Source organism: Glaciimonas soli (genome assembly GCF_009497155.1).
In the GTDB taxonomy this organism is placed as follows: Bacteria; Pseudomonadota; Gammaproteobacteria; order Burkholderiales; family Burkholderiaceae_D; genus Glaciimonas; species Glaciimonas soli.
In genome coordinates this window covers 958,132-972,571 of record NZ_WINI01000001.1, presented here as the reverse complement: position 1 = coordinate 972,571, position 14,440 = coordinate 958,132, and the positions used below count along the sequence as shown (strand labels likewise).

The 14,440-nt window shown below is 49.9% G+C and carries 11 protein-coding genes; 7 read left to right on the top strand and 4 right to left on the bottom strand.

Going from position 1 to position 14,440, the window contains the following annotated elements; all coding sequences use genetic code 11:
* Positions 1-56 precede the first annotated feature (56 nt).
* The 6 genes from selD (at position 57) to folE (ending at position 5,286) form a co-directional block, all read left to right on the top strand.
* Positions 57-1,112, top strand: coding sequence for a selenide, water dikinase SelD (selD, locus tag GEV47_RS04440; protein WP_153233460.1), 1,056 nt, complete (start codon positions 57-59; stop codon positions 1,110-1,112).
* A gap of 98 nt (positions 1,113-1,210) precedes the next feature.
* Positions 1,211-2,068 (top strand): putative selenate ABC transporter substrate-binding protein, encoded by an 858-nt coding sequence (locus GEV47_RS04435; protein ID WP_153233459.1) that lies wholly within the window; start codon positions 1,211-1,213, stop codon positions 2,066-2,068.
* A complete protein-coding gene (locus GEV47_RS04430; protein WP_322741540.1) occupies positions 2,065-2,913 on the top strand; it encodes a phosphonate ABC transporter ATP-binding protein in 849 nt (282 codons plus the stop codon). The genes GEV47_RS04435 and GEV47_RS04430 overlap by 4 nt, the downstream gene beginning before the upstream one ends.
* Positions 2,914-2,921: 8 nt before the next feature.
* Positions 2,922-3,779, top strand: a complete 858-nt coding sequence (locus GEV47_RS04425) for a PhnE/PtxC family ABC transporter permease (RefSeq protein ID WP_228124556.1) — start codon at positions 2,922-2,924, stop codon at positions 3,777-3,779.
* On the top strand, positions 3,776-4,567 hold the full coding sequence (gene phnE / locus GEV47_RS04420) for a phosphonate ABC transporter, permease protein PhnE (RefSeq protein ID WP_153233458.1): 792 nt from the start codon (positions 3,776-3,778) through the stop codon (positions 4,565-4,567). The genes GEV47_RS04425 and phnE overlap by 4 nt, the downstream gene beginning before the upstream one ends.
* 86 nt (positions 4,568-4,653) lie before the next feature.
* Positions 4,654-5,286, top strand: a complete 633-nt coding sequence (gene folE / locus GEV47_RS04415) for a GTP cyclohydrolase I FolE (RefSeq protein WP_153233457.1) — start codon at positions 4,654-4,656, stop codon at positions 5,284-5,286.
* Positions 5,287-5,331: 45 nt separating this feature from the next.
* Here folE and GEV47_RS04410 read toward each other — a convergent pair whose 3' ends face one another.
* Together GEV47_RS04410 and GEV47_RS04405 are read right to left on the bottom strand one after the other, a co-directional pair.
* Positions 5,332-6,234: a 1-aminocyclopropane-1-carboxylate deaminase/D-cysteine desulfhydrase gene (locus GEV47_RS04410; protein ID WP_194270568.1), complete on the bottom strand. Its 903-nt coding sequence runs from the start codon at positions 6,232-6,234 to the stop codon at positions 5,332-5,334.
* A gap of 24 nt (positions 6,235-6,258) precedes the next feature.
* The gene (locus GEV47_RS04405) at positions 6,259-7,494 is read right to left on the bottom strand and encodes an MFS transporter (RefSeq protein ID WP_153233455.1); all 1,236 of its coding nucleotides are present in this window, start codon (positions 7,492-7,494) and stop codon (positions 6,259-6,261) included.
* A gap of 567 nt (positions 7,495-8,061) precedes the next feature.
* Between GEV47_RS04405 and GEV47_RS04400 the strand changes: the two genes are divergently transcribed.
* Positions 8,062-10,911 (top strand): autotransporter serine protease, encoded by a 2,850-nt coding sequence (locus tag GEV47_RS04400; protein WP_228124555.1) that lies wholly within the window; start codon positions 8,062-8,064, stop codon positions 10,909-10,911.
* 655 nt (positions 10,912-11,566) lie between these two features.
* Here GEV47_RS04400 and GEV47_RS04395 read toward each other — a convergent pair.
* A complete protein-coding gene (locus GEV47_RS04395; RefSeq protein ID WP_153233453.1) occupies positions 11,567-12,889 on the bottom strand; it encodes a TldD/PmbA family protein in 1,323 nt (440 codons plus the stop codon).
* On the bottom strand, positions 12,889-14,328 hold the full coding sequence (locus GEV47_RS04390; RefSeq protein WP_153233452.1) for a TldD/PmbA family protein: 1,440 nt from the start codon (positions 14,326-14,328) through the stop codon (positions 12,889-12,891). Before GEV47_RS04390 ends, GEV47_RS04395 begins: the two co-directional genes overlap by 1 nt.
* Positions 14,329-14,440 lie beyond the last annotated feature (112 nt).

The following is a 14,440-nucleotide window of genomic DNA, read 5'->3' as shown; positions in this document are numbered from 1 at the left end:
AAGAATGCTTGATAATTGTCGGCCAGATTCTCCATTAAATATCGAGAGCGCCGACTATGCCTACACCTCATATTCCTATCAAATTAACTTCCTTCTCCCACGGCGGTGGTTGCGGTTGCAAGATTGCGCCCGGCGTGTTGGCGGAAATACTGAAGAATTCAACGGGCTTTCCAGTACCTAAAGAACTGATGGTGGGGATAGAAACTGCCGATGATGCCGCAGTTTATAAGCTCAATGATGAGCAAGCATTGATTGCCACCACCGATTTCTTCATGCCTATCGTCGACGATCCTTTCGACTTTGGCCGCATTGCTGCCACTAACGCGATTTCAGATGTGTATGCAATGGGTGGTACGCCGATCATGGCCTTGGCGTTGGTCGGTATGCCGATTAATCAATTGCCGCTGGAAGTTATCGGCCAAATTCTCAATGGTGGCGCGTCGATTTGCGCGGAAGCGGGCATTCCGATTGCGGGCGGCCATACGATAGATTCTGTTGAACCGATTTATGGTCTGGTGGTACTGGGTTTGGTGCATCCATCCAAAGTAAAGCGCAATATCGGCGCTAAAGCGGGCGACAAAATCATTTTAGGCAAACCACTGGGTGTCGGTATTTTGTCTGCAGCGCTAAAAAAAGACGTGCTCGATGCAGCTGGCTATGCGGCGTTGATTACGAATACCACTAAATTGAATAAGCCGGGAAAAGCGCTATCTGAATTGGCCGGCGTGCATGCGCTGACCGATGTCACCGGTTTTGGTTTGTTGGGACATTTGCTGGAACTGACGCGTGCCGCCAAGTTGTCTGCCAAACTGCTTATGCAGAAAATACCATTACTACCGCAGGTGCAGCAGTTGGCCGAGCAGGGTTATATCACGGGCGCGTCTGCGCGTAACTGGCAGGGTTATGGCCATGAGGTGAGATCCCGATCAAGCATGAGTGCAGTGCAACAGGCTTTGCTGACCGATCCCCAGACTTCTGGTGGCCTATTGGTGTCGTGTGATCCCGCATCGGTGGATGAGGTGCTGGCGCTGTTTCAACGCGAAGGTTTTGCTGATGCTGCAGTGATCGGCGAGATGCAGGTGGGTGTTACAGGCGTTGACGTTCTTCTGTAATTACGCAGAGCCATCATCAACCGCCGTCATTGCCGCGTTCGCGGGAATGACGGCGGTGTAACATCAATTCATTAATCAAACAAAACACAAGGAGCATCATGAAACGTTTTTCTTTTTTATTTGCTGGCATCCTGCTGAGCATATCCAGTTTGCTACACGCAGAACCAGTACAACAAGTCTTACGTGTTTCAGCGATTCCCGACGAAGCGCCAACTGAGCTGTTGCGAAAATTCAAGCCATTGGGTGATTACCTGGAAAAAAAATTGGGCATGAAAGTGGTGTTTACTCCTGTCACCGATTACGCTGCCTCGGTGGAAGGTTTGATTAATCATAAGCTCGATTTGGTGTGGTTTGGCGGGTTCACTTTTGTTCAGGCCAATGAGCGTAGCGGTGGCAAGGTGATTCCGATCGTGCAGCGCGAAGAAGATCAGCAATTTCGCTCGGTCTTTATCACGACCGATAAATCGATCAACACGCTCGCAGATTTAAAAGGCAAGAATTTCACCTTCGGTTCAGAGTCATCCACCTCCGGCCATTTGATGCCACGTTCTTATTTGTTAGCGGCAAAAATCAATCCTGATGTTGACATGAAACGCATCGCTTTTTCTGGCGCACACGATGCGACGGTAGCAGCAGTGGCTGGCGGCAAGGTCGACGCCGGCGTGTTGAATATCTCGGTCTGGGAAAAACTCGTGGCAGAAGGAAAAGTCGATCCTAAAGTGGTGCGCGTGTTTTACACCACTCCCGGTTATTTCGATTACAACTGGAGTGTGCGATCGGACATGAATCCGGTATTACGTAAAAAATTGACTGATGCATTTTTAGAGTTGAACCCCAACAACCCACAAGACAAAGCGATTTTGGATTTGCAACGTACGGTTAAATTTATTCCAACCCGAGCAGAAAATTACACTGCCATCGAAGCGGCAGCGCGCAATGCCGGTTTGTTGAAGTGATTTTTTCTTTAGACCATTTATCTGTTCGCCATCCCGGTGCAGCTGCTAGCGGAGCTAATGGCGCATCGGCTTTGCGCGATGTCACGCTGGCTGCCAGACCGGGCGAACAGATTGCATTGATTGGTCCTTCTGGTGCTGGAAAAACCACGTTGCTGCATACCTTGGCCGTTGCTTTGTGTCCGTCACAGGGTAACGTCACTCTGTTCGATAACGATCCCTGGGAGTTAAGCAGCAGTGCGCGTCACGCCTTGCGCAGCCGTCTTTTCTTGGCACCGCAAACACCACCGTTACCGCCACGTCAGCGGGTAGTCAATGCGGTGCTGGCGGGTTTGTTGCCGCAATGGAGTATATGGCAAGCGCTACGATCCTTGATTAAACCCATTGCACCAGTAGCCGCGTTCGAAGCACTGGCGCGTTTTAATTTGCAGGACAAATTGTATGCGCGAGTGGATAGGTTATCCGGCGGGGAACGTCAGCGCTGCGGGATGGCGCGGTTGTTGATTAGTAAAGCGCAATTGTTATTGGTGGACGAGCCCTTATCGGCTTTGGACCCGACTTTATCGCTGCAAACGCTGGCAGTGCTTCAGCAGGAAGCTGGCGCAAGACAAGCGACGTTGGTGTGCAGCTTGCATCAAGTCGAATTGGCGCGGACACATTTTCCGCGCATCGTTGGTTTACGGGATGGCGCGATCATGTTTGATCTGCCACGCGAACAGGTTACGGATGGCATGATAGATGCTCTGTATCGCGGCGTGAATGAAGTTGAAAGCGGCACACATTTCGATGATGAATCGGGTGTCGGCTTGTCGCTGACAGATTCTGCTACTTATACACCGCGTTGTTGAAAGTCGTGATGAGTACACCCCGAATTTCCGCCTATTCTGGATATCAAGCTATGCCACCGTCCGACCCGGCATGGCGTGGCAGGATCGCAATGATCTTATTTGCGCTCATCTTGCTGTGGCCTATGCTGGTGCTGAGTGAATTCAAGCCGTGGGGATTATTTGACGCGCAAAGTCTTGCCGCTACCGGTAAATTCCTCGCCAGTTTTTTTCCGCCAGCGCACTCCATAGAATTCTTGAAAATAGTTGTTAGCTCTACGTGGGACACGATCGCCATCGCGACTATGGGAATGACACTGGCGCTGGTGGGGACGATACCGATGACTTTACTGGTGACACAGCGTTTGTCGATTTCCAGTCTGGGCGGTGCCCGGATGGGATTGTTTGCTATCGCCGTGCGGCAAAGTGCCCGTTGGTTGCTGGTGTTGTTGCGTAGTGTGCCGGAACTGGTCTGGGCATTGTTGTTGGTACGTATAGTTGGTTTGGGGCCGACTGCGGGTGTGATTGCAATTGCGTTGACGTATTGCGGCATGCTGGGGAAGGTGTATGCCGAAATTTTGGAATCATCCGATGCACAGGCATCGAACAGTTTGCTCAATAACGGCAGTGGACGCATCGCCGCACTGTTGTATGGCGCTTTGCCAGAGTCGGCCGCAGAATTGGTCTCTTATACCGTCTATCGTTGGGAATGCGCGATTCGCGGTTCGGTCGTGATGGGTTTTGTCGGCGCGGGCGGTTTAGGGCAACGCATGGATGAGTCTCTGAAAATGATGGCAGGTGATGAATTGGCAACCATGCTGATTGTTTTCGTGTTGTTGGTGGCGGCAGCTGATGGCGTCAGCAAAATGTTGCGCAGGCGGCTGGAATGAAATCATCTCTTCCACCAGCACCATCGTGGCGGCTTTCCAGCATAGCCTTGATGCTAGGTTTGTGCGCACTGGTGATTGTTAGTTTTATTTCGTTGCCTATGCAATGGAGTGCGTTTTTTTCGCGTGAAGCAGTGCAGAGTAGTGTTGAATTTTTACACGGTTTTATGCCGCCGGATGTATCGCTCCCATTTCTACAAAAAATCCTGCTAGGGATTGCGGAAACCTTATCCATGTCGGCGCTTGGCACTTTGTTTGCTGCGCTCGCAGGTGTCGCTTTAGGGGTATTGGCAAGCGGCCGCCTTGGCCGGCTTGCGCGTGGAGTAACCCGAGCATTGTTGAATGTCCTGCGTTCGATTCCAGAATTAGTTTGGGCTTCGGTGTTATTGATCTCTGCCGGATTGGGGCCATTTGCCGGCACATTGGCATTGGCTGCGCATACTTCCGGTGTGCTCGGACGTTTGTTCGCCGATGCTTTTGAAAACTGCCCGCCTTTGGCAGAGCAGACTTTGCGACACAACGGCGTGCGACCAGTGGCGGCATTTTTTTACGCCACCGTGCCGCAAGCGCTGCCGCAAATGCTGTCTTATACCTTGTATCGCTGGGAAAATAATATTCGTGCTGCGGCGATTCTTGGCGTGGTTGGCGCTGGTGGCTTGGGGCAGATGTTGAAATACTACTTATCTTTATTTCAAATGCAGCAAGCGGCCAGTGTGATTGTTGCCATGTTGTTGATGGTGGCAGCAGTCGATGGATTAAGTTTTATATTAAGGAAGATGATGACAAAGTAATCATCGTAAAAATACAATCCCGGGCAGCTAATTGCAGCCTAGATTAAACTACACACATTATTTAGATTTTAATCAAAGGTATTCTGATGTCATCAAAAAAAACCTCACCAGTTGCACCTCACAAAGCATCTCATGCAGGGGCGGACAATCGTCCCAGCCGCTCTGAGGCTGAATCGGCAGTGCGCATCTTGCTGGGATGGACCGGTGATGATGTGACGCGTGAAGGTTTGCAAGATACGCCAGCGCGCGTGGTGCGTGCGTACGAAGAATATTTCTCCGGTTACAACAAAGATCCAGTGAAAATATTATCAACCACTTTCTCAGAAGTTGAAGGCTATGACGAAATGGTGGTGCTGACCAATATTCAGTTTGTCAGCCATTGCGAACATCATATGGCACCGATTATCGGTAAGGCGCATGTCGCTTACTTGCCGAACAAACGTGTGGTCGGGATTTCGAAGCTGGCCCGTTTGGTTGAAATCTTCGCCAAGCGTTTGCAAATTCAGGAAAAAATGACGGCGCAAATTGCCGATACGCTGCAAGATGTTTTGCAACCGCAGGGTGTTGCCGTCATGATCGAAGCTTCGCATGGCTGCATGACGATGCGTGGTGTGCATAAACATGAAGCGAATCTGGTCACTAGCCGTATGTTGGGAGCTTTCCGCAATGACCCTTCCACTCGCCGTGAGTTTTTGAGCATTATTGAACGTAAAAAATAATATAGGCGCTTAGTTCCTTTCTCCTGTTTGCGGGAGAGAGGGCGCCTAAGTGGCAAATCCCCGCGCACCCTGCAAGCCGCCAGTGTGTATCACCAAGATACGCTGATCTGCCCGAAAAGCGCCAGCCTGTGCCATTTGTGCCAGCGCGTAAAAGACTTTCCCGGTGTAGACAGGTTCAATCGGTATTCCGCTTTCTGCAGAAAATTCACGACAAAACGTTAATAATTCCGGCGGCGCTTTGCCATAACCGCCTTGATGGAAGTCCGTTAATAACTCGTAATTTTGATGAGATGGATAGCCAGCCGCTTGCAATAAAGCTGCGATTTCGGCATGCAAGTAAGTCGCATTTTTTAACACGGCAATGCCGAGTGCTTGTGAGCGCCCATCTAAGCCAGCCAAGATACCTGCCAGAGTCGCGCCAGTGCCACAGGCAACGACTATGGTATCGGGAATGAAATGCAGTTCAGCTTCAACTTCTTGTATTACTTCGCTCACACCGCGCAAAGCCTGCGGCGCGCTGCCTCCTTCTGGCAGCCAGAGCGCGGAGTCGATCAACGCACTATCCACATAGTGCTGCCAACCTTCAGTTTCTGTCCGCAAATTGCGATACGCATCGCGCGTCAGAAAACGCAGCTGCATGCCTGACGCAACGCAATCATCTAACGTCGCGGTGGTAACTTCTGCCGCACCGCGCACCAATCCTATAGAACGCCAGCCACCAAGCGCAGCTGCATGTGCTGTAGCATGTAAATGATTCGACCACGGCCCGCCCATAGTGACGAGCGTAGTGTTGGTGCTGCATGCTTGCAGCGCATATTTGAGTTTGCGAAATTTATTTCCTGAGACTTGCGTGTGCAGCAGGTCATCGCGCTTAACCCATATTTGCAAGCCGGGGAAGTAACGGCTTTGCAGACGTTGGCAAGGTGAGGGTGGGAAGCTGAATTGCATCATTTATCGTTAAGAAAACGATGCTTACGCATCGCCATGTCCAGTCACTCGCAATGCCATTCCACGCTTTGCTACTACGCGCGATAAACGCCAATAAAAATAAGTCATTAATGCTGACAGCACAGCAAATCCCATCATCCCGAAATGCAGATACACCAGCTTATAAAGTTCAATGCCGAAGCCGTATATCAGCATGCTGAGCATGCCGATGGCAGCGGCGACTGTGCCTTTGGCAACAGGGCTCTCGGTCAGAGTAAAACGCATTAATACGGCGAAAGCCAATCCTTGACCAAATGCCAGCAAGCTGACACCGGCGGCAATGAAATGCGGCTGTTTGAAGATTGCTACACCAAGCAGCATCACTATCGCTCCCAGTACGACGGGATATAAGGCATAGCTGATCGATGCACCCAAACGCCAGCGATCGGTTTTGCTGGCTAATAGCAAATTGCCGACAATTAAACTGCCAAACACAGGGATTTGCCATAATCCGTATTCAATTACGCTCATATGGGCATCGACTACCAAAATCATCGGTGACAATGCGATCCAGCCGAGTAACGGAATCGCCAGCATGGGCATCGCCAGCGCGCCCATTAAGAAAGGGCGATTGCTAAACACCGCACGGTAGTCGTGCCAGATTTGCATCAGCGGTATCTTTTGTTCGTCGTCCTGTCGTTTGATGACAGTTTCCGGCATATGCAAAGCCAGTCCGATGAAGGCAACGGTAGAAACACAGGCAATGAACACAAAAATCATGCGCCAAGGCCACATTTCTATCATGAAGGCTCCGGCCACCGGGCCGATCAAGGGTGCGATCAAGGCAACGTTAGCCATCATCGCAGTGACTTTGACAGCAGCTTTTTCTTCAAACGCTTCTTGCACGACGGCGTAACCAACGGACGATATAAAGCAAAGCCCTATACCTTGGACAACACGCAGAACAATGAAGCTTTCTATACTTTTAGAAAACAAAGTCGCCAGGCAAGAGAGAATGAAAAACAAGGTACCACCCAGCATCACAGGGCGGCGACCGATGCGATCGGAAAGCGGGCCAAATAGCCATTGGAGTAGCGCGCCACCGAATAAAAATGCCGTCATCGCAGATGCTATCCACGCCGCACTGGCACCGAATTCCTGTGTGACAGTGAGCATTCCAGGCTGAATCATGTCATTGGCGATATAGACTGAAAACTCAAATAGCACCAATGCCAAAGGAAACATCAAGGTTTTGCGAGTGAGGAGGGAAATTTTTTGCATAGAAAATCAAAGTTTGTGAAGCAAATGCTGACTGCTGAAAAAGAGCCCGAAGCTTACACACTTTAAGGAGAAAAGATATAAAACACAGCATTTTGAAAAATAGTTTGCCATGCAATACATGTGAAATAGGGAGACTTATATATTTCTACTTTTCTGGAATTGAAATAATTATTATCAATGAATTAATTATATTCAATTTGGGAAATATGTAATTAATCATCAATAGCCATGTATTTTTATACCATTATTTACTTAACATACGGAAATGTTAACTGTTATTAGTGGATTGCGTAATAAGTTCATTTGTCATTTGTAACATTGTTATCTTAAGCAAAATCTTTTATTGGCAACTAAATGTTGTTAATTGCGCTGAATTTGTTGTTCTCGTTGTGCAATTTTGAACCTGAGTGTATCTTGTCCGGAACATTTCTGACGGATAATGTATTTAGATAGTAACTCATTAATAGTTTGGTTTAGGCAAGTTAAGCTTAGTCGGAATTAGCAATCGAAAAGTTATGAAGGATGCATTACTCGAAAGATATTTTTTTGGTCTATCGAGGCATGCTTATGCAATATTCAGTTCGCTTTTCTTTATCGGCAATTTCCCTCGCAGTTTCTACATTATTGACCGCTTGTGGTGGTGGAGGTGGCGGTAGCACCAATCCTAATCCTGGCTCGTCAAATACACTGACTACCCCACCGTCTGCAACGTCCACAACGACATCGCCGTCCCCAACATCCCAAACCTCCGCGGGTCTGCTCAATACCAACGATCCTGCCAATAAAAATGCAGCTAATGCTGCAGGTATTACTGGTGCAGGCGTGACCGTGGGAGTGGTCGATACCGATTTTGATTTATCAGATCCCCAACTCACCGGACGTATTACTAAGACTGTTTATACGACCTTCGGTAATACCAATCTGAACGGCAATGGCAATCCGCACGGGACGGAAGTATCTGAAGCATTAGGTGGCACTACTGCTGGCGTGGCACCAGGTGTACAGATTGATGGGGCTGCGGCTGGTGGCGCTGTTGGCACTACTGCTTACGATGGCGTTGGCATGAGTAGCCAAATCTATCAGGATTTATACAACAAAGGCGTACGCATATTTAATCAATCTAGCGCCAGCACCTATTCTCCAACCAGCGTCAGCAGCAACGCCCTGACTGCTTATGCCAGTAACACAGCGAATATTTACCGTCCATTTGTGACCCAAGGTGGTTTGTTTGTGTGGGCCGCCGGGAATGAGTCCGCGGCACAACCAGACTACCCCGCAGCTTTGCCTGCGCTGTATCCTGAATTACAAACCGGCTGGCTAGCGGTCACCGCAGTCAATGCGGTTGGTGGTACGCAAGGGTTCTCTAGTGCCGATACGACTCCAGGCGTGATTTCCAGTTATGCCAATCGTTGTGGTGCCGCGGCCAATTGGTGTCTTGCCGCGCCAGGTGATTTTGTGTCGACCGAATCCGGCACGCGCGTATACGGGACATCGTTTGCGACGCCGATGGTGACAGGTACTTTGGCGCTGATACAGCAAGTGTATCCCTGGATGAATGCAGATTTGCTGCGCCAAACTGTACTATCAACGGCAACCGCCATGGGCGATCCAACTGTTTACGGCTGGGGATTACTCAATGCCAGCAAGGCGGTCAATGGTCCTGCATTATTTGATACGCGCCTGACCTTAGGCAACAGCAGCATCAACGTTAATTTTGATACGGTTAGTTCAGTATTCAGCAATAACATCGCTGGTGACGCAGGCTTGCTGAAAGGCGGTACCGGCACATTGACACTATCCGGTACGAATACCTATACCGGCCTCAATCAGATCGCGGGTGGCACGCTCAACATTACCGGTTCGATTACCTCTGGTGTGCAAATTGATGCTGCCGGCAACCTGGCTGGTGCCGGCGGTCATATCGGTGGCAGCGTCGCCAACAACGGCACTTTGAGTAACACTGGCAAAGGCTTAACCATCGCTGGCAATTACACCGCATCGGCGACTTCGGTGTTGGTAAATGATGCTATTTCTACGTTGACTGTCGGCGGCACAGCCACACTGGCCAATTCGCAATTGGTCGTCACTGATCTGACTGGCTATGTGACATCACAGGCGAAAGCGACAACCGTGTTGACTGCCGGTGCCGGTGTGAGTGGTCAATTTAATGCCAACACGACCTTCCCAAGCTTGATTACGGGCGTCATCAGCTATGGTGCAAATGCGGTTGGTCTCTCTTTGGTGCGAAGCAGTGTCACGGCGGTTGCAGCCAAAGCTTTCAGTGCCGATGCAACCCGCACTAATAGCGCCGCTAACGTCGAGCAAGCGTTAACTGTTGCGGACAATATGGTCGCTAGCGGTCAAACCGGCGGTGCTAACGCAGCATTTTTGGCGAGTGCGACAGCACTTGAGCATAGTGCCAATCTTGAAACCGTGGGTGTTGCGCTCGATAGTTTGTCGGGACAAATTTACGCATCCTCACAGGCGCTGACTTTCCAGCAATCGCAAGCAGTCAATCATGATTTGTCCAATCGACTGGCGCAACTCGGTCAACAAAATCCTTCTTTAGGCACGGGCTTTTGGGCCAGTGCCATAGGTGCTTCCGGGAAGTTAGCCGAAACAGGTTATGCCACTGCGGATACCTCATTATGGGGCGGACAATTCGGCTTTGATACACTGCTCAGTCCACGGACTATTGTCGGTGTGGCGCTGGCATATTCAGACAGCAAAGCCAGTTTCGATCGTTTCGGCGGCAGTTCTAAAAGTCAGAATGTCGGCGTGTCGTTATATGGGCGTTACGCGTTAGCGCAAAGTAATGCTTACGTTTCTGCCCGTGTCGGCGTAGCGACAGTGGATAGTCAAGTTAATCGCACCGCGATTATCGGAACAGAAATACAAAATCTCAATGCTGACCATACCGATAGCGTGTTATCTGCGTACGCCGAAACTGGCTATGGCTTCAAATTATCAGGCAACAACGGTGACAACAGCATCACCCCGTTCGCTGGCCTGAGTATCGATCAGGTCCGGCGTGGCGGCTTTACTGAAACCGGCGGCAGCTTTGGTTTGAATGCGTCTGCTCAGACTTATCAACGAACTGCGAGTGTCCTTGGTGTGCGTGCTGATAGCAGTGTTAACTGGTTCAGCGGCACCAGTAAGCTGCAGGCCTACGCCGCCTGGCAGCATGCTTTTACTAACGGCAATCTGGGCTTTAGCAGCACGTTTAATGGCACACCGGGAAGTAGTTTCACGGTGCAGGGGATAGGTTTGCCCCAGAATAGCGGCTGGGCAGGGCTGGGAATTTCTACGGCAATTAATCAACGCTGGAGCTGGTATGCCAATTACGACATGCAATTCGGTCGTGGCGGACTGACTAACAATGTGCTGTCGGCTGGGTTACGGATAAGTTTGGATTAAGCAGATTGCATGATTTTCATAGAGAGCTGGTAGAGAAAAGAGGAAGGGTGGGGTATGTTATCTGGATACTGTATATCTGTTATCCAAACAATAAAGCAGACCCGCATGTTGCACTGCGATATAGTTACACCTGTCTCCTCCAACACCTCCTAAGGTTTGGATTCAACCCGCTACCGAATGGTCAGCGGGTTTTTTTTCGCCTGATGGTTTGTGAATATTTGTTGATTTGCCAAAACATTCTGTTATGTGAATATCGTATAGCTGATATCCAAACAATAAAGCAGACTCGCATGTTGCGCTGCGATATAGTTACACCTGTCTCCTCCAACACCTCCTAAGGTTTGGATTCAACCCGCTACCGAATGGTCAGCGGGTTTTTTTTCGCCTGATGGTTTGTGAATATTTGTTGATTTGCCAAAACATTCTGTTATGTGAATATCGTATAGCTGATATCTAAACAATAAAGCAGACTCGTATGTTGCGCTGCGATATAGTTACACCTGTCTCCTCCAACACCTCCTAAGGTTTGGATTCAACCCGCTACCGAATGGTCAGCGGGTTTTTTTTTGTCTGGTGGTTTGGGATATGCGTGATTGATGATGGGATGAGCCGTAAGACGGGTATCGCTGTGGCCCACCCATCCTACGAGAATAACTTACAGCACGAAATTAAAATCTTTCACCAGCGCACCGGGCAAACGCGTACTGCTGACGCTGCGTTCGTTATAGGTGGAGGCGTCGACTAATAATTCACGTTCTTGTGTCAACGCTAACAAATTTTCACCCAACAAACGGAATAAGGAATCATCAAAGCGCATCACATTTAATGGTGCTTTGATTTCACCGTTTTCAACCCAGAAAGTGGCGAAGCGGGTCATGCCGGTGATGCGGCAATTGGCGCGATCGGAAAAATTCAAATACCACAGGTTGCTGACGTAAATACCGGTTCCCAATTCTGCCAGTACTTGCGCTAATGGCAGTTGACCAGCCGCCATATCCAGCGATGTCATGGATTCACCATTGTCAGCGCCATTGGCTGTGAGATCGTATTCCAGCGCGGTGCGCGGCGAGATCATGCTGCCGACTAATTTACCTTGCGCGATTAATGGCAATTGTTCCGGTTTGATAAAACCGTCTTGCTGAAAGCGCGGGGCAATGCCGTCGGCAGTGTTTTCACTGATGTGAACAGACGAGTGCAATGCCAGATCCTCATCACGCATGCGACGCAATGAGCTTTGCTTGGTGCGCAACGATTTTTCGGACAAGCCATCCCAATTGAGCATACCAACCAATTCGTTCAAAGCCGTCGGCGTCAGGTAGGCACGATAAGCACCCGGTTTGATGCTGATCGGTGCTCGTTCTAATAGCGCCAATTGCTGTTTGGCCTGTTGCATTTTTTCCAGGAATGCGGCGCCATCCCAGTGCACACCTGCATACGATGTTTTAACTGCTTTATCGCGACTCAGGTACAAGCTCCAATCGAGATTGAAGTTGGCGCTTTGCTGCCAATTGCGCTGACCAAACGAATTGGCAAAACCACGATAGATTGCACCGGCTGCCAAAATACCAACAAAGTCACAACCTTGCGCTGCGCTCAATATCTGATCGACGATGACGGCGGTGCTAGGTAGTTGCGAAGCGGGTGTTTGCTCGGTAGAGCAGACTTCTTGCGCAAACAAGAAATAAGGATCTTCTGGTACATCTTCCAACTGGTTGCGCAATTGACGCAGCATGTACAGGCACTGATCATGGTCAGTTTCTGGATTGCCGCTTAAGGTCGCGCTACTTTGTGCATGGCGTTTGCCGGCGATTAAACGCAACGACAATATCATTTGCTGCACATTGCCCGGTTGTCGAATCACACTGTGATTGAAGCGGACGAAATCCGATGTTTCTGCAGCAAACCAGCAAGTGAATTGTTCGGCAGTTTGAAGTTGCTTGTTGATGGCAGTGGCCAAATTATAAAAATACGCTTGCATTATGCTTCTCCCCCAAACACATCAATATTGCTAAACAAACAGGCAGGTGAGGCATGACCTACACGGATGACCTGTGATGGTTCACCCTTGCCGCAAAATGGGGTACCCATGACGTTGAAGGTTGATTGATCACCGACACCTTTTAAGGAGCGCCAGAAGCTTTCGGAAATGCCGCGATAATTCGGGTTTTTGACCACGCCTTTTAATTCACCGTTTTCGATCAGACGGCCGGTTTCGCAACCAAATTGGAATTTATTTCGTGAATCGTCGATAGACCAAGATACATTGGTATCCATCAGCACACCGCGCTCAACTGATTTGATCAAATCGTTGAGTGAACTGCTGCCCGGTTCGATATTTAAATTCGCCATCCTGTCCATCGGCGGCCGATTCCAGCTACAGGCACGGGCATTGGCAACGCCATCCATTCCCGCGCGCGCCTGGGAAATTGCGCCACCCAATGGCTTTTTAAGAATGCCGTTCTGGATAATAAATTGGCGCTCGGCAGGGCTGCCGTCGTCATCCCATTGATAGCTGGCGAATTGCTCAGAGCGGCTAGGATCGTGTGTCACGTTAAGCAGATCAGAACCATATTTGAAATGACCAAACATATCTTGCGTGACAAAACTGGTCCCGGCAAAATTACGCTCGTCACCGAGAATGCGATCCAGTTCCAGCGGGTGACCGATAGATTCGTGAATCTGCAGCATCATCTGTTCTGGCATCAACAGTAAATCCATCACGCCGGTAGGGCAGTTGGGTGCTGCGAGTAATTCCAGCGCTTGTGCAGCGACGCGCTGACCGGCGCCATCGAAGCCTGCTGCGGCTAATACTTCCATCCCACCTTGACGGCAATAGCCATTGTATTGACCGCCCAGGCTGCGCGTTTGCGTGTCTACACCTTGATTGGCAGTGGCTGCCAAGTTGGGAATGACGTAGTGAAATTGTTGAGAAATATCAGCGCCGTCGGCACTTAAATACAGCTGATCGGAAGTGACTGAACCAAATGCCGCATACCAGTCAACGATACGCTGATCGATACGACAGGCTTGCGATTCACGCATCAGCAGAGCGATGATATCTTTGCGATGCGGCATGTTATACGCTACGCCGGAACCAATATAACGACCGGTAGGGCGCGGCATGGCAATCGCAGAGTAATCCACCACCGAACGTCCGGCGCTGGCTTCAGCCCAACTTTTAGCGCGGCTGAATGCTTCTTTTAAACCGCTATCGCTGAGGTCGCTGGTGGCGGCGTAACCATAACCGCCATGATGGATTACCGTCACCATCACGCCGCAGTCTGCGCGGTTGCTGATCGGTTGTAAAACGTCCTGACGTACCATGATGTGTTCGCTGCTTTCGTCGACTAGACGCAGGGAGCAAAAATCAACGGCGGGGGCCAGGCGTTTGAATTGGGTGCGGAGGGTATCGTGCATGGTTTCGTTTCTTTATTCGCGGTGATTCATCTGTTATCAGTATTTGATAACGTTTTTACTCCGTGGTACCGGCAATGTCGGGGGTAGCCCGACAGCTACTCACTTTTCTTGC